The sequence below is a fragment of the Pseudomonas sp. NFACC24-1 genome (assembly GCF_900115235.1).
Lineage (GTDB): Bacteria > Pseudomonadota > Gammaproteobacteria > Pseudomonadales > Pseudomonadaceae > Aquipseudomonas > Aquipseudomonas fluorescens_AA.
Genome location: NZ_FOVS01000002.1, coordinates 218,473 through 235,227, shown reverse-complemented (window position 1 = coordinate 235,227; position 16,755 = coordinate 218,473). Strand labels below are relative to the sequence as shown.

Here is a 16,755-nt window from a genome sequence, read left to right as displayed (position 1 = left end):
GGCTACTTACTCGGTAATTCCTGCGGAAATTTATGCGGAAAACAAAATCGGCTACAGCGCCGGTTATTGCTAGGCTTGGTAACGCCGTACGATAGATGAATTCGAGTGTTCTTGCGGATTTATCTGCGGAAAACTCATAAGGCATTCCTAAGGGTTTGCAAATGGGCGACCTGGCGGCAGAACTCTGCGCGGGACATGCGCTGTTTCGGCCGGGGGCTCAAGGCCTGGCTGATGGCCCGTGTGGGCTGGCGGGTCAGGCGGGCGAGGACCTGCCATTGTTCGGCGACGGCCAGTTGTTCGAAGCCTGGGTGAAGATGGCGGGCCCGGCGCAGCACGTCTTGTTGCAAGGCGTGCAACAGGTGCTGCTGGCCATTGTGGCGCAGGTGGAAACCGGCGCTGGCCTGTACGTGTTCTTCCAGCTGACGCCGGGCCTGGGAGGCCGGTGGTTGCAGCGGGCCGTGGCGCACCGCCGAACGCCAGAACCACAGGGCAACCAACGCCAGCAGTGCCACCAGCGCCTGGGGGAAGTAGCGCAGCAACAGGGTCAGCAAGGTGTCGTGGTCGGTGTTGAACAGCAGGGTGACATCCGTGTCGGCGCTCAAATACCAGAGCAGCCAGGCGTTGTCGTACTGGTCGATGGCGTCGTTCTTCCACAGTTCGGCGTCGGTGATCACGGTGATCGAGCCGAGGCCGAGGTTCAATTGCATCATGTGGGTCGACACCGCGCTGTTGGCCCAGGCCTGGGCCAGGTTGTACGGGTCTTCGAGGTGGAAGTCGGTGTCGAAACCGGCATACGCCGGCGCTTCTTCGTCTTCCAGGTAGAGCTTGGTCAGTTCCGGGTAACGGTCCTTGATCAATTCGGGCGCGGGCTCCTTGAGGTCTTCGCTCAGGAGTTGGCGCAGGCGCACGCGGTCGAGCAGCAGGTCGCCGCTGCTGCCGGTGCTCTTGTCCCACAAGGCTTCGGCCACAAAGACCAGGCGTCCGCCGGCCCGGGTCCAGTTCATCAACTGTTCGACTTCCCGTGGCGTCATGTGAGTGCGCTCGCCCAGCAACAGCAGGCTGTGCTGGCGTGGCTCCAGGGTGGGCAGCACCTCCAGGCTGTTGGCGTGCTCGACGTTGATTCCCCGCTGGCGCAGGAACCGTTCGGCGGCCAGGTAAGGGTTGGCCTGTGCTTGCGGGGAGGGGCCGTGCTCGACAACCTCTTCATAGGGCACGGCCTGGGTGTAGAGGTAAAAACCGAATGCGCACACCGCGGCGGCCAGCACGGCGCCGACCAGCCACCCCGCGTGCCGGCTCATCGAGACGCTCCCGGCCCGAACAACCCGCGCCAGCCGTCACACAGTTCCTGTTGCAGGTGGGGCGGCGGCGGGCGATGCCCATAGGCAATGTTCTGCCAATGCAGGGTCAGGCTTTTGCTGAAGCCCAGCAGATTGTCCTGCTGGAGTTGTTCGATGCGTTGCAGCACCTGGCCTTCGGTGTCGGACGGTTTCAAGGGGATCTTGAAGTCATGATGCAACCGGCTGAGCAGTGCCCGGTACAGCAGGCCCAAGGCTTCACGGGGTTGCGTGGCCCACAGCTGTTCGACGCTGGCGGCGACGTCGGTCGGCAGGCTTTCTTCACGAATATCCAGGCCGAACATGTGTGCCGGTGCCGCTCGTTCCACGGGCAGGCGTTGCGTCGGTCGCCGATTGACCAGGGCCTTGAGCCGTTCCCGGTAGTGCCAGGCCAGCCAGACGATCGCACCTGCCAGGCAGGCCCACAGCGCGACCTGGATCAGCGCAGCGGCAATGTCGAAGCGTTGGCCGCCGAGCCATTTGAACAGCGCCTTGAGCCAGCTCGGTTTTGCCTCGGTCTCGTCGCTGGGTTCGGCGGTTTCTTCGCCGAAACGATAACGGGTGACGGTCTCCGGGTTCTTGAACGGCGGGGCCTCGAGGATCGCCTTGATGCCGGCCCGGGAGGCTTCGCTGGTCAGGGGTTGGTTGAGCAGCCGCGGGCTGTCGGGGGCGTTGGGCTCTTCGTCGGCCCACGCCGGGGGCGCCAGCGGCAGCATCACCAGGGCCAGCAGCAACAATGCCGGGGCCACGCCGCTCAGGCGCTGGCGCAGGCGCCGGAACACCAGTTCGATGTCCCACGCTTCGAGGATCGTGCGCCGGTTCAGGTAAAGGCTGAAGCCGCAGGCGACGTACACCGGCTCCCACAAGATCAGCAGCAGTGGGTAGAGGAAGTTGACCAGGTGTTCGAACCACAACCAGTCGTGCTCGGCTGCTGACACCAGCGTCTCCCAGTCCCATTGCAGTTCGACTTGTTGCGGCACGAACAGATAGAACAGGGCCATCAGGCCGAACCACAGGGCGGTTTCCAGGTGCATGCCGATGATGGTCAGCCATTGCGCCGCGCCGCGGTTGCGTTGCAGCAATACCCGTATGCGTTGCCCCCGCGCCTCACCGGCGAGCCCTTCGAGTTGCACCACCGGCAGCAGGAAGCTGCGGCTCAGGCTCAGTCGGCGCCAGGTCAGGCTGGCCAGCAACTGGGGCTTGAGCAGCGCTGGCCATTGGCGCAAGGCCTGTCTCAAGGTGGGGGTTTCGCCAAACAGCGCCTTGGACAGGATGTACAGCGGCAGACGGTCAAAGGCCGGTTTCAACCACCAGAACAGCATCACCACCAGGGACGGTGAGTCCCACAGCAGCAGGGTCAGTAACAGGTACACCGGCAGCGTGATGATCGCCCAACTGGTCATCAGCAAGCGTCGATGCTGCTGGCTCATCAACACGCCAAGGTCCATGGCTTCCCAGGTGGTGCGTGGGCGGATGACGACGGTGGCATCACTCAGGCGCATGGCGGACCCGTCCGGCAAGCGACAGATAGCTGATGACCAACAGCCACAACAAGCCGCCTACGGTGTATTTGGTAGCGGGCGTTACCGCGCTGGAAGACCAGTAGGCCTCGATGAACGCGGCGATGAGCAGGAACAGCATCACGCCGCCGATCATCAGCACGCTTTTACCCGCCGCGAGCCGCAAGGCCTCGCCCCGGGTCAGGCGTCCCGGCGCGATCAGCGCCCAGCCCAGTTGCAGGCCCGCGGCGCCGGCCAGGGCGATGGCGGTGAGTTCGAAAGCGCCGTGGCCGATCACGAACGACCAGAACGTCCCTCCGGAACCGATCTGGGTCAGGTGCCCGGCCACCGCGCCAATGGTCAGGCCATTGAAAAACAGGAAGAACGCGCTCCCCAGCCCAAACATCAAGCCACTGGCGAACGTCTGAAAGGCAATGCCGATGTTGTGCATGATGTAGTAGCCGAACATGACCCAGTCTTCGCTGGCGGCCCGTTCGACCGAGCGCCCCAGGTGCCCGGAAGCCGGGTCATACATGCTGCGGATCTGGCTGATTTCGTCGGCGCCCAGCACACTGTAGACCAGTTCCGGAAACAGATAGACCAGCAGCCCGATGCCGACCAGGCTGCCCAGGAACATCAGGCTGGCGGCGAGCACGAAGCGCCATTGCTCACGCACCAGCCGAGGGAAACCGACCAGGATAAAGGCCGAAAGGCTGGCCGATGGTCGGCTGCGATCCCGGTAGAGTTGCTGGTGACCGCGCAGCGCCAGTTGTTGCAGGGTGTCGACCAGCAAGCTGCTGTAGCCCCGGGCCTGGGCCAATGCCAGGTGATGGCAAAGCCGTCGGTAGGCGGCAGGGAAGTCACCGCTCTGGGGCACGTTGCGGCTGTGCTCCAATTGATCGAGTTGCTGGGCCAGGTGCTCCCATTCTCTTTGGTGGCGGCTTTCGAACAGGCTTTGCTTCATGTCGGCCCCAGCAGGCCGCGGGCGATGCCATTGAGTTCGGCGGTGGCGTTCGGCACCTGGACGTTCAGTGGCGCGGCCAGGATCGCGGCCAGTTCGTTGACCCGCGCCTGGGACAGTTCTGCCTGGCGCTCGGCGAAGCCCAGCACGGCGCGTTGCTCGTGCAGGTTCAGGGTAAAAGGCGCGCGTATCGGCGAGGCCATGGGCAATGCGGGGCGTTTGACCGGTTGTTCGCGATAGACCACCAGCGTACCGGCCGCGAGATCGCCCAGGCGTTTGAACGCCGGATGCTGCAGGCAGCAGATGGCCCCGAAGGTGTAGCCGAAGGGCAGCATGTCGACGAAACGCAGCAGGTTACGGATCAACGACGCCGACCAGCCGATGGGCCGGCCATCGTCCTGCACCACGCGCAGCCCCATGATCTGTTTGCCGGGAGAACGCCCCTGGTTGAGGACCTCGAACAGCACCATGTACCACCAACTGACGACAAACAGCAGGATGGACCCCAGGCCGAGCCCCAGCTCGCCGAAAAACGCCAGGACCAGGAAAAAAACACCCAGGACCAAGCCGCGTATACCCAAATCGATGGTGAAGGCGATTGCACGGGGCATCAGCCCCGCCGGGCGCAGTGGCAGGTCGATGCCCTCCGGCGTTTCCACCTGATAACGCGTGTCGAGGGGCGCGGGCAGCGTCGCGTTCCTTTGCAGTGCTGGTGTCTCGAGCATGGGCAACCTGTGATGGGCCGATCCGAACATTCAATCTCGGCCCCGATGCTAGCAGTCTTCGTGCGGGCAAACGATAGAGCTGTGCAGGTCATTTCATGGTTTGCAATAGGATTGAGAGGGTGAACGCTGTCTGCATCATTCTGCGACCCCTCAGTGTTCACAGATCCCTGTGGGAGCGGGCTTGCTCGCGAAGACGGCGGTACATTCAACATCAATGTCACTGACCCACCGCTTTCGCGAGCAAGCCCGCTCCCACAAGAATTCTCGAGTGTTCACAGATCCAGTGTCCGACACCGCTCGCACATTGGTATTCAAAAGTTACAGCACTGCTGGTCGCAGGCGGGTTCGAGCGCCTAGACTTCGCCAGTCTTCAGTTCAGGAACAGCCCGTGACTTCCATCTTCTGGTACGACTACGAAACCACCGGCATCAACCCGCGTTGCGACCGGCCCTTGCAGGTGGCGGGTATCCGTACCGATTTCGAGCTCAATGAAATCGACGAACCGGTGAATCTGTATTGCCAGCCCAGCGATGACATCCTGCCCCATCCGGCGGCCTGTGCGATTACCGGCATCACCCCGACATGCCTGGCCGAGAAAGGCTTGAGCGAAGCTGATTTCATGACCCGTGTCCACGGGCAACTGGCCGCCCCCGGTACCTGTGGCGCCGGCTACAACACCCTGCGTTTCGACGATGAAATGACCCGCTACAGCCTCTATCGGAATTTCTTCGACCCGTACGCGCGGGAATGGCAGGGCGGCAACAGTCGCTGGGACTTGATCGACCTGGTGCGCGCGGCCTATGCGCTGCGCCCGCAAGGCATTGTCTGGCCCCAAGAGGACGGTCGCGTCAGCCTCAAGCTCGAACGCCTGACCGCCGCCAATGGCATCGATCATGGCCAGGCCCACGATGCGTTGTCGGACGTGCGCGCGACCATCGCCCTGGCCCGCCTGGTCCGTCAGCGACAGCCGCGGCTCTACGACTGGCTGTTCCAGTTGCGCAGCAAGCAGAAGGTGATGGACCAGATCCGTCTGCTGCAGCCGATGGTGCATATTTCCGGTCGCTTCTCGGCGGCGCGCAACTACATCGGTGTGGTCTTGCCGCTGGCCTGGCACCCGAAAAACCGCAACGCCCTGATCGTCTGCGACCTGCACCTGGACCCTCAGGGCCTGCTGGACGACGATGCCGAAAGCCTGCGCCAGCGTTTGTATACCCGCCGCGAAGAACTGCTCGAAGGTGAGTTGCCGGTGCCGCTCAAGCTTATCCATATCAACAAATGCCCGGTGGTCGCGCCGTTGTCGGTGCTGCGCGTCGAGGACCAGCAGCGGCTGGAGCTGGACATGGAGGGTTATCAACAGCGCGCATTGCGGCTAACTGACGCACAAAAAGTTTGGCAGGATAAACTTCAGGCTATTTATGGCCGCGAGGACTTCACCGCCAGCGAGGATCCCGAGCAACAGTTATACGCGGGTTTCTTGGGCGATCGCGATCGGCGTTTATGTGAACAAGTGCGCATGGCGGACCCGGCGCAATTGGCGCAAGCGCAATGGCCTTTCGATGATGAGCGTCTGCCGGAACTATTGTTCCGATACCGTGCACGCAACTTTCCAGACACCTTGAATCCTGAAGAGCAAGGGCGCTGGAGAATTTTCTGTCAACAACGTCTGTCCGCCCCGGAATGGGGAGCGCCTAATACCTTGCAAAGTTTTGACGAGGCGATGGGAGAGTGGCTGGCCCTGTCAACGCCGATGCAGCGAGAAGTACTCGTGGAATGGCAGGGCTACAGCCAGCAATTGCGCAAACGTTTAAGCCTTGAATCGCAATGAAATGAAAAGATAACAGGCACAAAAAACGCCAGTATTCACTGGCGTTTTTTTGTTCGCAAAGAAGCTTGCGCCGCGGTGAGGCTTAGCCCAGCAGGGTTGCCCAGCCTTCTACCACGTCACCGCCCCACTTGGCTTTCCACTCTTTCAGAGTCTTGTGGTTGCCACCTTTGGTTTCGATGACTTCGCCGTTGTGCGGGTTCTTGTATTGCTTAACTTTGCGAGCGCGCTTGGTGCCGGTAGTTTTCACGGCGCCACGTGGCGCTTTGCTCGACTTGGCTTCTGGATCCAGCAGGGCAATGATGTCGCGCAGCGACTTGGAGTATTCGCCCATCAGCGTGCGCAGTTTGCCTTCGAATTCAAGCTCGGTTTGCAGTTTGTCGTCTTGCGACAGGTTTTTCAGGCGAGCTTGCAGTTCTTTGATGGCTTCTTCTGTGGCGCGGTATTCATTGATCAAGGACATGTGGACTACCTTATGTAGGACGCGGGTGACAAGGAGACAGTGCGACAATAGTAATCAGACAGTTTCATCAAGTAAACATTTAACCGGTGTTTTATTTAATTAATTAGTGCCGCGCCACAAAAACGCCTGTTGCAGTTAAATACCGCGACAGTGTCTTCACATCTGTTCACATATAATCTGCTTTCCCGAGCCGTGCCGGCCATGGCCTGGGGCTGTCGTCCAGGATTCGGCGTGTCATCGATACTGCAGTTTTGCTGCGCAATGGCTAGAATGGCCGCCTTTGCGAAGTTCTGGAGTTCCCCTAATGCGCACTTTTCGTCTGGTGATTGCTTGCCCGGACCGCGTCGGCATCGTTGCTAAAGTCAGTAACTTTCTGGCGTCCCATAACGGCTGGATCACCGAAGCGAGCCATCACTCGGACAATCAAAGCGGTTGGTTTTTCATGCGTCACGAGATTCGTGCCGACTCGCTGCCTTTCGGCATTGAAGCCTTTCGTGAAGCGTTCGCCCCCATTGCCGAAGAGTTCTCGATGGACTGGCGTATCACCGACACCGCGCAGAAAAAGCGCGTGGTGCTCATGGCCAGTCGCGAGTCCCATTGCCTGGCTGACCTGTTGCACCGCTGGCACAGCGATGAGCTCGATTGCGACATCGCCTGTGTGATTTCCAACCATGACGACTTGCGCAGCATGGTGGAATGGCACGGCATCCCGTACTACCACGTACCGGTCGACCCGCAGGACAAGCATCCGGCGTTCGCCGAAGTCTCTCGACTGGTCAAGCAGCACGACGCCGAGGTGGTGGTGCTGGCTCGCTACATGCAGATCCTGCCGCCGGCCTTGTGCAGCGAGTACGCCCACAAGGTCATCAACATCCACCACAGTTTCCTGCCGTCGTTCGTCGGGGCCAAGCCGTACCACCAGGCGTCGATGCGTGGGGTGAAGCTGATTGGCGCCACCTGTCACTACGTGACCGAAGAGCTGGATGCCGGTCCGATCATCGAGCAGGACGTGGTGCGCGTCAGCCACAGCGACAGCATCGAAGACATGGTGCGTTTCGGCCGTGACGTCGAGAAGATGGTATTGGCCCGGGGCCTGCGTTATCACCTGGAAGACCGGGTGCTGGTGCACGGCAACAAGACCGTGGTCTTCTGACTGGGTTTGGGGCGCTTGTAGGAGCTGCCGAAGGCTGCGATCCTTTGATTTTTCTCTTTCGCTTGAGACTCAAGCGGTAGGGGAAAGATCGCAGCCTCGCTTCGCTCGTCAGCTCCTACAGGCGCAGCCGAGCGGGAGCAATCTCTGGGTACAATGATTCGGGCAACCTTCTTACGAGAGCACGCGCCATGACCGATCCATTGGACAAAGCCACCTCCAAGGCGCCAGCCACCCTGGGCGAGGGCTGCCTCAGCCGCTATGACCCCGACGCGTTGAGCCCGGAGGATGGCACCGAGTTTCCCGATGCCGCGCAACTGTGGGAGCAATTGCATCCCCAGGACGAGCCCGAACAGACGCCGTGACCGGTCAGGCTTGCCTGAGCCTGATGAGCTTCTTGATCAACGGCCGCCCGACCATCAGGAAGAACACCGGCCCACCGGCCACCAAGTAAAAGTAGTAGGTCACCGCCCGCCAGATCAGGATCGCCGCCGCTGCGGTGGACTTGCCCACCATGGGGGCCAACAGCGCCGCCGAAGTCAACTCGGCCGCTCCGGCACCGCCCGGCAGCAGGCTGAACTGCCCCGCGCTCAAGGACAGCATCTGGATCAGGAAACTCCAGGCCCACTGCAAGTCCGCGCCCAGCCCCTTCAATGCCAGGTACAACACGCTGTAGCGAAGCGCCCAATGCAGGCAGGTCAGGCCGAAGACCTGGCACAACGTCTGTCGCGGCAATTTCAAGGTGTCGGTGAAGGCCGCCAGGAAGTTCAGGATCTTGCGGCCCCAGCGTCGGCGGGTGGCGGTCTTTACCCGCAAGTGCCGCAGCACACGAGCGCCCAGCAGAATCAGTCGGCGGTGATAACGGGCCACCAGCACGCAGCCGAACAGCCCGCCAAACAACGAAATCGCGCTCAACGCCAGCATCCATTCCAGGCGCTGGCTGAGGTTCTGGAACAGCGCGTAGAGCAGAATGCCCACCAAGGCGCAGAGGAAGAACAGCAAGTCGCTCAGTTGATCCATGGCGAACACCGCGCTGCCATGGGCCGGGCGCACACCGTTGCGCGCCAGCAGGGCCATCAGCGTCAGAGGGCCGCCACTGCCACCGGGCGTCGCGCACATGGCGAACTCGGTGGACATCACCACGCCCATGCTTTTCCACCCGCCGATGCGCCCACGGTATTCACCCAGCAGCAGGCGCAGGCGCACGGAATTCAAGCCCCAGCACAGCACGATCATGCCGAGCATGGTCAGCAGCAGGGACAAGGGAAAGCGCTGCACCCGCGACCACATTTCCCCGCCACCGACCAGCAGCGGCACCAACAGCGCCGTGAGCAGGGCGGCGCCCAGCCAGATCAGCCGTTTCATGCGGCGCTGCGGGTCCGCAGCCCCTGGGTTGCCAGCCAGTCGACCTTGGTCATCGGCACGCGACCATCGTTGAGCAGGCGTTCGAGGGTACGCAGCCAATAGTCCCGGGAAAACCCGTGGCGCATGTCCACCGGGTGCAGGCCCAGGCGAATCACCGGGGCCTGGCGCCAGCGCTGTTCACGCTGGTCGCTGATGACCTTCGACAGGCCACGACGCCAGGCACTGCGGGCACTCCAGACCAGGCCCGGCGCGTCGATGGCGCTGAAGTCGGGCAGGCGATAGAGGTGTTGGGTGTCACTGGTGTAGCTCAGCGGTAACTGGCGCAAGGCTTGGCGCGTGCCTTCGCTCATCAGCCAGGCCGGGGCGACGAAACCGTCCAGGGGCCAATGGTAGCGCTCGAAGGTGTCGATCCCGGCGCGCAGGCGGGCGAGGGCGGCGGCTTCGGACAGGTTGTAGAACTCCCCCTCATGGGTATAGATCCGGCGCATGAACCAGTCCTTGGGGTGGCGGGCGACAGGGCCATCGTCGCAATGGTAGTAGCCATGCAGCACCAACTCGTCGCCGCGCTCGACCCGACGGTCGAGCAGGCGGCGAAAGTCGGGGTGAGCCTCCAAGGCATTGGCCCGGTGAAAGTCCGGCACCACCAGCCAGGTCATCGGCACTTGGCCGAGGGCATCCACGGCTTCGACGAAGGGCTGGTAGTCGGGCCAGGTTTGCGGTGCCACGTCGTGCAACACCAATAGCACGCTGGGCGAATAACTCATCGACACGGTCCTCGCCTCAACCATTGGCCAGCAACGGCATTTGTTCGCCGAGCACGGCGTAGTAGTGCCCCAGCAAGCTGTTGACCACGGTGTCCCAGGCGTAATGACGCTCCACATGCCGGCGCGCCAGCAGGCCACGGCGTTGGCAGCCTTCGCTGAACAGTTGCCGCACGGCATTGGCCATGGCCTGCGGATTGTTGGGTGTGCACAGCAGGCCGCAGTCCTCGTGGACGATTTCGGTGAAAGCCCCGGCCGCCACCGCCACCACGGGAATACCGCTGGCCATGGCTTCGAGGATTACCAGGCCGAAGGTCTCCTGGTCGCCGGCGTGCACCAGGGCATCGGCGCTGGCCATGAGCCGGGCGACTTGCGGCGCCGGGCAGAATTCGTCGACCACCGTGACGTTGTCCGGCACCACGGCGGGCATCGACGAGCCCACCAACAACAGGTGATAGCGCTCGCCCAGGCGTTTCATGCACTTGAGCAGCACCGGCAGGTTTTTTTCCTTGGAGCCGCGACCGGCGAAAATCAGCAGGCGCGTGTCTTCGGCGATACCCAGCTCGGCCCGCAATCCCGGGTCGCGGGCGGCGGGGGTGAAGGTTTGCAGGTCAACGCCCAAGGGTTGTACATAGACGTTCTTGACCCCCAGCCCGATCAGCTTGTCGGCCATGACCTGGCTCGGTGCGAGGACCCGGTCGAAATTGCCGTACAACTTGCTGACATAGGCTTCGATATTGGGGGTGAACCAGTTGCCCATGCGGTTGCTCACCAACAGCGGCAGGTCGGAGTGATAGAAGCCGATGACGGGCACGTCGAGCTGACGGCGGGCATCCAATGCGGCCCAGGCGGTGAGGTACGGATCGCCGACCTCGATCAGATCCGGTTGCAGATCGCGCAGGACATTGCGCCAGGGCGCCAGGCGAAGGGGGAAGCGATAGCCCTTGCCGAACGGCAGCGCAGGGGCTGGCACCTTGTAGATTCCGTCGTGCTCGCTCAAATGCGCGCCGGGGATCAACAGGCTGTGGCGAATACCGGGCCGATCGCCCAGGCGCCGGTGCTTGGCATCCAGATAAGTGCGCACGCCTCCGCTGGCGGGGGCGTAGAACATGGTTATGTCCGCTATATGCACGATGAACGTCCCTCCGGTCTGTGTTCTCCTGTGTTGACCTTTATGAAGAATAGATGTTCGGTTGGGGTTGTGGGGCGGGTGCGCTGCCAGTGGAGTATTGCGGGGTTTGACAGGGCCTCATCGCGAGCAAGCTCGCTCCCACATGGGATCTGTGCCCCGCCCCAAATCTCTGTGGGAGCGAGCTTGCTCGCGATAGGGCCTGCCCAGGTTCGCAGCTATTATTCCTGCTGCCAGGGCCTTGATGCGCCAGGCATGCTTTTATATAAGCGTGCAAAATGGCGTCATATCGCAAACACCACGGGTGACCACATGCCTGACTCATCGCAACTCGTTATCGGCGCCGACCTCAGCGGCCAGCCCATCGCCCAGGCCATGCGCCTGGCGAACCGTCATGGCCTGGTGGCGGGCGCCACCGGGACCGGCAAGACGGTCACTTTGCAGCGCCTGGCCGAAATGTTCAGCGATGCCGGCGTGGCGGTGTTCGCGGCGGATATCAAGGGTGACCTGTGCGGCCTGGGTGCTGCCGGCAACCCCCAGGGCAAGATCGCCGAGCGCATCGCCGGCATGCCCTGGCTCGACCACAAGCCCCAGGCTTATCCGGTGACCTTGTGGGATATCCACGGCCAGTCCGGGCATCCACTGCGCACTACCCTGAGTGAGATGGGGCCGTTGTTGATCGGCAGCCTGCTGGAACTCACGGACAGCCAGCAGGCGGCGCTCTACGCCGCGTTCAAGGTGGCCGACCGTGAAGGCCTGTTGTTGCTGGACCTCAAGGACCTGAAGGCGCTGCTCAATCATCTCAAGGACAACCCCGAGCTGCTGGGGGATGACGCGGCGCTGATGACCACCGGCTCCAGTCAGGCGCTGCTGCGGCGCCTGTCCACTTTGGAGCAGCAGGGCGCGGACGCGTTGTTCGGCGAGCCGGCGTTGCAGCTCGAAGACATCCTGCAACCGGCCAGCGATGGCCGTGGTCGCATCCACTTGCTCGACGCCAGCCGCCTGGTCCACGAAGCGCCGAAGGTCTACGCGACGTTCCTGCTGTGGCTGCTGGCCGAGCTGTTCGAACAGTTGCCCGAGCGCGGCGATGCGGACAAGCCGCTGCTGGCGCTGTTCTTCGATGAGGCGCACTTGCTCTTTGCCGGTACGCCCAAGGCTTTGCAGGAGCGCCTGGAGCAAGTGGTGCGCCTGATCCGTTCCAAGGGCGTGGGGGTGTATTTCGTGACCCAGTCGCCGGGCGATTTGCCGGACGATGTGCTCGCCCAGTTAGGGTTGCGCATCCAGCACGGTTTGCGGGCCTTCACGGCCAAGGAACAGAAATCCCTGCGGGCGGTGGCCGACGGTTTCCGGCCCAACCCGCAATTCGATGCCCTGGCGGTGCTGACCGAGCTGGGCATCGGTGAAGCCCTGGTGGGCACCTTGCAGGAAAAAGGCACGCCGGAAATGGTCCAGCGCGTGCTGGTGGCGCCCCCGCAATCACGCATCGGGCCGCTGAGCGAGGCCGAGCGCGCCGGGTTGATCGCCCGTTCGTCGCTGCAAGGGCGCTACGACAAGCCCATTGATCGCGAATCAGCCTACGAAGTGCTGATGGGACGCAAGGGGCTGGAACCCCAGGCCGAAGCGGTTCCGGGCAAACCAGCGGCCGAAGAACCCAGCTTCACCGAAAAGGCCGGCGAGTTCCTCGGCACGGCAGCCGGCCAGGCGCTTAAATCGGCGATGCGCCAGGCGGCCAATCAATTGGGCCGGCAACTGGTGCGCGGGTTGATGGGGTCGTTGCTGGGGGGCAGCAAGCGGCGCCGTTAGTCGAGACCGAGTTGCCCCCTTCGCGAGCAAGCTCGCTCCCACAAGGGATTGGTGTCGTACGCGAAATAGGTGGCCGCTGCAGTTCCACTGTGGGAGCGAGCTTGCTCGCGATTGCTATCTAGCCGGCGCCGAAAATCTCAATCCTTGGGCCGCGCATGCGCCGCCAACCGCTCCAGCGCCGCCCGCAGGTTGGGATCGGTGATGCCGTCGGCGGTGGCCTGGATGGTTGCCGCGGCGTCGGTGGACAGATCCAGCGTATGGCCCTTGGCGCCGACCTGGACGGTGGGTGGCTGCACCTTGAACAGGATCCGCGTCAGGTTGGCGAATTCTTCGAACGCCTGGAGTTGGCGCAGCAGGCGTTTTTGCTGGTAGCGCAGGCGCGTGGCCCAGTGGCCGTCGGTGACGATCAACAGCAGGCTGCCTTCGCGCCAGGACGCCACGTGGCAATGCTCGCGCGCGGCCGGTTGCAACTGGCTGTCCAGCAGGCGCTGCAAGTGGCCCAGGCGTTTGGCGTGGCCGAAGATGGCTTTCAGCGGCTTGGCTTCGCGCAGCAGAACGGCGGGCGCTTTGGCTGGAAGAGGGCGGAAGGCCATGAATGAATACCGCAAGTGACAGAGGCGCCATGGTAGCAGAAAGCGCCGGACCCGCCTCGACCCTCTCGCCCAGCGGCTTTTGGCCACACAATCAGTGAGTAACTTCTGCGCTTTGTGGGTTGAAGTTCGCGCAAAAGCCCTTATTTTAGGGTGGCCCCGTCACAGCGCTGTGCCAGCATCGTGGAATAACGCCACTTTCCTCTCCATCGTTTCCGGGTAGAATGCTCGTTCGCATGCGGCCATGAGGGCTGCACGGGCGACTCATGGGGCCGCCCTCCATCCCTTTAGTGTGGAAGATCCTGCCGATATGTTTGCGCCTTTGTTAAAGAAACTTTTTGGAAGCAAGAACGAGCGTGAAGTCAAGCGCATGCTCAAGACGGTACAGACTGTCAATGCCTTCGAAGAGCAAATGGTGGCCCTTTCGGACGATCAGTTACGCGCCAAGACTGCCGAATTCAAGGACCGCATCGCCAAGGGGGAAACCCTTGACCAGCTCCTGCCCGAAGCCTTTGCGGTCGCCCGTGAAGCCGGCAAGCGGATCATGGGCATGCGCCACTTCGACGTTCAGTTGATCGGCGGCATGACCTTGCACGAAGGCAAGATCGCCGAAATGCGTACCGGTGAGGGCAAGACCCTCGTGGCGACCCTGGGCGTTTACCTCAACGCACTGTCCGGCAAGGGCGTGCACGTGGTGACGGTCAACGACTACCTGGCCCGCCGCGACGCCAACTGGATGCGCCCGCTCTACGAATTCCTCGGCCTGACCGTCGGCGTCGTCACGCCGTTCCAGCCGCCGGAAGAGAAGCGCGCCGCCTATGCCGCCGATATCACCTACGGCACCAACAACGAATTCGGGTTCGACTACCTGCGCGACAACATGGCGTTCAGCATGGAAGAAAAATTCCAGCGTGAACTCAACTTTGCCGTGATCGACGAAGTCGACTCCATCCTCATCGACGAAGCCCGTACCCCGCTGATCATTTCCGGTCAGGCCGAGGACAGCTCCAAGCTGTACATCGAGATCAACAAGTTGATCCCGCAGCTCAAATTGCACGTCGAGGAAGTCGAAGGCGAAGTGACCCAGCCCGGGCACTACACCATCGACGAGAAGACCCGCCAGGTCGAACTCAACGAAGCCGGTCACCAGTTCATCGAGGAAATGCTCACCCGCGTCGGCTTGCTGGCCGAAGGCGAGAGCCTGTACTCGGCCCATAACCTGGGCCTGCTGACCCACGTCTATGCCGGCTTGCGTGCCCACAAGCTGTTCCATCGCAACGTCGAGTACATCGTCCAGGACGGCCAGGTCGTGCTGGTGGACGAACACACTGGCCGTACCATGCCGGGTCGTCGCCTGTCCGAGGGCCTGCACCAGGCCATCGAAGCCAAGGAAGGCCTGAACATCCAGGCCGAGAGCCAGACCCTGGCCTCGACCACCTTCCAGAACTACTTCCGCCTGTACAACAAGCTGTCCGGCATGACCGGTACCGCCGACACCGAGGCGTTCGAATTCCACCAGATCTATGGCCTGCAAGTGGTGGTGATCCCGCCGAACAAGCCACTGGCCCGCAAGGACTACAACGACCTGGTGTTCCTGACCGCCGAAGAGAAGTACGCGGCGATCATCAACGACATCAAGGACGGCATGGCCCAGGGCCGTCCGATCCTGGTCGGTACCGCCACCATCGAGACCTCCGAGCACATGTCCGCCTTGCTCAACAAGGAAGGCATCGAGCACAAGGTCCTCAACGCCAAGTTCCACGAGAAGGAAGCCGAGATCATCGCCCAGGCCGGTCGCCCGGGTGCGCTGACCATCGCCACCAACATGGCCGGTCGTGGTACCGACATCCTGCTGGGCGGCAACTGGGAAGTGGAAGTCGCCAGCCTGGAAAGCCCGACCCCCGAGCAGATCGCGCAGATCAAGGCCGACTGGCAGAAGCGTCACCAGCAGGTGCTGGAGTCCGGCGGTTTGCAGGTGATCGCCTCCGAGCGTCACGAATCCCGTCGTATCGACAACCAGTTGCGTGGCCGTGCCGGTCGCCAGGGCGACGCCGGCTCCAGCCGTTTCTACCTGTCCCTGGAAGACAGCCTGATGCGCATCTTCGCCTCTGACCGGGTGAAGAACTTCATGAAGGCCCTGGGCATGCAGCCCGGCGAGGCGATCGAGCACCGCATGGTGACCAACGCCATCGAGAAGGCCCAGCGCAAGGTCGAAGGCCGCAACTTCGATATCCGCAAGCAATTGCTCGAGTTCGACGACGTCAACAACGAACAGCGTAAAGTGATCTATCACATGCGTAACAGTTTGTTGGCCGCCGACAACATTGGCGAAACCATCGCCGATTTCCGCCAGGACGTGCTCAACGCCACCGTCAGCGCCCACATCCCGCCGCAGTCGCTGCCGGAGCAGTGGGACGTCGCCGGCCTGGAAGCCGCCTTGCAGAGCGATTTCGGCGTGGCATTGCCGATCCAGCAATGGCTCGACGAAGACGATCACCTGTACGAAGAAACCCTGCGCGAAAAACTGCTGGCCGAACTGATCGCTGCCTACAACGAGAAGGAAGACCAGGCCGGCGCCGAGGCACTGCGCTCCTTCGAGAAGCAGATTGTGCTGCGGGTACTGGACGATTTGTGGAAAGACCACCTGTCGACCATGGACCACCTGCGCCACGGTATCCATTTGCGTGGTTACGCCCAGAAGAATCCGAAGCAGGAGTACAAGCGCGAGTCCTACACGCTGTTCTCCGAGTTGCTCGATTCGATCAAGCGCGACTCGATCCGCGTGTTGTCACACGTACAGGTTCGCCGCGAAGACCCAGCCGAGGAAGAGGCTCGCCTGCGTCAGGAGGCCGAAGCCCTGGCTGCGCGCATGCAGTTCGAACACGCCGAAGCCCCTGGCCTGGAAGTGGTCGCCGAAGAGGGCGTCGATGTGGATGTCGCCCTGGCGACCGCACCGGTGCGCAACGAGCAGAAGCTGGGCCGCAACGAACTGTGCTATTGCGGTTCGGGCAAGAAATACAAGCATTGCCACGGGCAGATCCAATAAACCCGTCTCAACGCTGACCACCCGCGCCGCGACCGGATTCCATCCGTCGCGGCGTTTTGCCATTTTGATTCGCCGTCCCAATGAGGACGGCGTCGATATACATCTAA

General features: G+C 62.3%; 14 protein-coding genes. 5 read left to right on the top strand and 9 right to left on the bottom strand.

The genetic code is table 11. The features are described 5' to 3' along the window. Positions 1-134 precede the first annotated feature (134 nt). Genes BM317_RS03275 through BM317_RS03260 form a run of 4 tightly spaced genes read right to left on the bottom strand, consistent with a single transcriptional unit; the run spans position 135 to position 4,519 of the window. Positions 135-1,298 (bottom strand): DUF4350 domain-containing protein, encoded by a 1,164-nt coding sequence (locus tag BM317_RS03275; RefSeq protein WP_092166376.1) that lies wholly within the window; start codon positions 1,296-1,298, stop codon positions 135-137. Next, positions 1,295-2,836: a DUF4129 domain-containing protein gene (locus BM317_RS03270; protein ID WP_092166378.1), complete on the bottom strand. Its 1,542-nt coding sequence runs from the start codon at positions 2,834-2,836 to the stop codon at positions 1,295-1,297. The genes BM317_RS03275 and BM317_RS03270 overlap by 4 nt, the downstream gene beginning before the upstream one ends. Continuing rightward, on the bottom strand, positions 2,823-3,797 hold the full coding sequence (locus BM317_RS03265) for a stage II sporulation protein M (protein ID WP_092473070.1): 975 nt from the start codon (positions 3,795-3,797) through the stop codon (positions 2,823-2,825). The genes BM317_RS03270 and BM317_RS03265 overlap by 14 nt, the downstream gene beginning before the upstream one ends. Further along, positions 3,794-4,519, bottom strand: a complete 726-nt coding sequence (locus tag BM317_RS03260) for an RDD family protein (protein WP_092166382.1) — start codon at positions 4,517-4,519, stop codon at positions 3,794-3,796. The genes BM317_RS03265 and BM317_RS03260 overlap by 4 nt, the downstream gene beginning before the upstream one ends. A 388-nt stretch (positions 4,520-4,907) precedes the next feature. Here BM317_RS03260 and sbcB point away from each other — a divergent pair, with 388 nt between their 5' ends. Then, positions 4,908-6,344, top strand: a complete 1,437-nt coding sequence (sbcB, locus tag BM317_RS03255; protein WP_092166384.1) for an exodeoxyribonuclease I — start codon at positions 4,908-4,910, stop codon at positions 6,342-6,344. A gap of 82 nt (positions 6,345-6,426) precedes the next feature. Here the strand turns inward: sbcB and mvaT are convergent, their stop codons facing one another. Further along, the gene (gene mvaT, locus BM317_RS03250) at positions 6,427-6,804 is read right to left on the bottom strand and encodes a histone-like nucleoid-structuring protein MvaT (protein ID WP_003205091.1); all 378 of its coding nucleotides are present in this window, start codon (positions 6,802-6,804) and stop codon (positions 6,427-6,429) included. Positions 6,805-7,108: 304 nt separating this feature from the next. On the opposite strand from mvaT, the gene purU reads away from it, so the two are divergent. Both purU and BM317_RS30680 read left to right on the top strand, forming a co-directional pair. Then, on the top strand, positions 7,109-7,957 hold the full coding sequence (purU, locus tag BM317_RS03245; protein ID WP_060740880.1) for a formyltetrahydrofolate deformylase: 849 nt from the start codon (positions 7,109-7,111) through the stop codon (positions 7,955-7,957). Between the two features lie 188 nt (positions 7,958-8,145). Continuing rightward, on the top strand, positions 8,146-8,319 hold the full coding sequence (locus tag BM317_RS30680; protein WP_170842278.1) for a hypothetical protein: 174 nt from the start codon (positions 8,146-8,148) through the stop codon (positions 8,317-8,319). 4 nt (positions 8,320-8,323) lie between these two features. Here BM317_RS30680 and BM317_RS03240 read toward each other — a convergent pair whose 3' ends face one another. The 3 genes from BM317_RS03240 to BM317_RS03230 are packed head-to-tail and all read right to left on the bottom strand — an operon-like array spanning position 8,324 to position 11,191. Next, on the bottom strand, positions 8,324-9,319 hold the full coding sequence (locus tag BM317_RS03240; RefSeq protein WP_092166386.1) for a glucosaminyl phosphatidylglycerol flippase: 996 nt from the start codon (positions 9,317-9,319) through the stop codon (positions 8,324-8,326). Continuing rightward, positions 9,316-10,083: an N-acetylglucosaminyl phosphatidylglycerol deacetylase gene (locus BM317_RS03235; protein ID WP_092473068.1), complete on the bottom strand. Its 768-nt coding sequence runs from the start codon at positions 10,081-10,083 to the stop codon at positions 9,316-9,318. The genes BM317_RS03240 and BM317_RS03235 overlap by 4 nt, the downstream gene beginning before the upstream one ends. A 16-nt stretch (positions 10,084-10,099) precedes the next feature. After that, positions 10,100-11,191, bottom strand: coding sequence for an N-acetylglucosaminyl phosphatidylglycerol synthase (locus tag BM317_RS03230; RefSeq protein WP_092473066.1), 1,092 nt, complete (start codon positions 11,189-11,191; stop codon positions 10,100-10,102). A 330-nt stretch (positions 11,192-11,521) separates the two neighbouring features. Here BM317_RS03230 and BM317_RS03225 point away from each other — a divergent pair, with 330 nt between their 5' ends. After that, positions 11,522-13,012, top strand: a complete 1,491-nt coding sequence (locus BM317_RS03225; protein ID WP_092473064.1) for a helicase HerA-like domain-containing protein — start codon at positions 11,522-11,524, stop codon at positions 13,010-13,012. Positions 13,013-13,149: 137 nt separating this feature from the next. On the opposite strand, the gene BM317_RS03220 is transcribed toward BM317_RS03225, so the two are convergent. Next, positions 13,150-13,605, bottom strand: coding sequence for a DUF721 domain-containing protein (locus BM317_RS03220; protein WP_003205074.1), 456 nt, complete (start codon positions 13,603-13,605; stop codon positions 13,150-13,152). 307 nt (positions 13,606-13,912) lie between these two features. Here BM317_RS03220 and secA point away from each other — a divergent pair, with 307 nt between their 5' ends. Continuing rightward, positions 13,913-16,648 carry a preprotein translocase subunit SecA gene (gene secA, locus BM317_RS03215; RefSeq protein ID WP_092166392.1) on the top strand — a complete coding sequence of 912 codons (2,736 nt, stop codon included), beginning with the start codon at positions 13,913-13,915 and terminating at the stop codon, positions 16,646-16,648. Positions 16,649-16,755: the final 107 nt, after the last annotated feature.

Bases quoted from the DNA above. Each gene is read 5' to 3' on its own strand.
- BM317_RS03275 (WP_092166376.1), bottom strand. From the start codon at position 1,298: ATGAGCCGGCACGCGGGGTGGCTGGTCGGCGCCGTGCTGGCCGCCGCG.
- BM317_RS03270 (WP_092166378.1), bottom strand. From the start codon at position 2,836: ATGCGCCTGAGTGATGCCACCGTCGTCATCCGCCCACGCACCACCTGG.
- BM317_RS03265 (WP_092473070.1), bottom strand. From the start codon at position 3,797: ATGAAGCAAAGCCTGTTCGAAAGCCGCCACCAAAGAGAATGGGAGCAC.
- BM317_RS03260 (WP_092166382.1), bottom strand. From the start codon at position 4,519: ATGCTCGAGACACCAGCACTGCAAAGGAACGCGACGCTGCCCGCGCCC.
- mvaT (WP_003205091.1), bottom strand. From the start codon at position 6,804: ATGTCCTTGATCAATGAATACCGCGCCACAGAAGAAGCCATCAAAGAA.
- purU (WP_060740880.1), top strand. From the start codon at position 7,109: ATGCGCACTTTTCGTCTGGTGATTGCTTGCCCGGACCGCGTCGGCATC.
- BM317_RS30680 (WP_170842278.1), top strand. From the start codon at position 8,146: ATGACCGATCCATTGGACAAAGCCACCTCCAAGGCGCCAGCCACCCTG.
- BM317_RS03240 (WP_092166386.1), bottom strand. From the start codon at position 9,319: ATGAAACGGCTGATCTGGCTGGGCGCCGCCCTGCTCACGGCGCTGTTG.
- BM317_RS03235 (WP_092473068.1), bottom strand. From the start codon at position 10,083: ATGAGTTATTCGCCCAGCGTGCTATTGGTGTTGCACGACGTGGCACCG.
- BM317_RS03230 (WP_092473066.1), bottom strand. From the start codon at position 11,191: ATGTTCTACGCCCCCGCCAGCGGAGGCGTGCGCACTTATCTGGATGCC.
- BM317_RS03225 (WP_092473064.1), top strand. From the start codon at position 11,522: ATGCCTGACTCATCGCAACTCGTTATCGGCGCCGACCTCAGCGGCCAG.
- BM317_RS03220 (WP_003205074.1), bottom strand. From the start codon at position 13,605: ATGGCCTTCCGCCCTCTTCCAGCCAAAGCGCCCGCCGTTCTGCTGCGC.
- secA (WP_092166392.1), top strand. From the start codon at position 13,913: ATGTTTGCGCCTTTGTTAAAGAAACTTTTTGGAAGCAAGAACGAGCGT.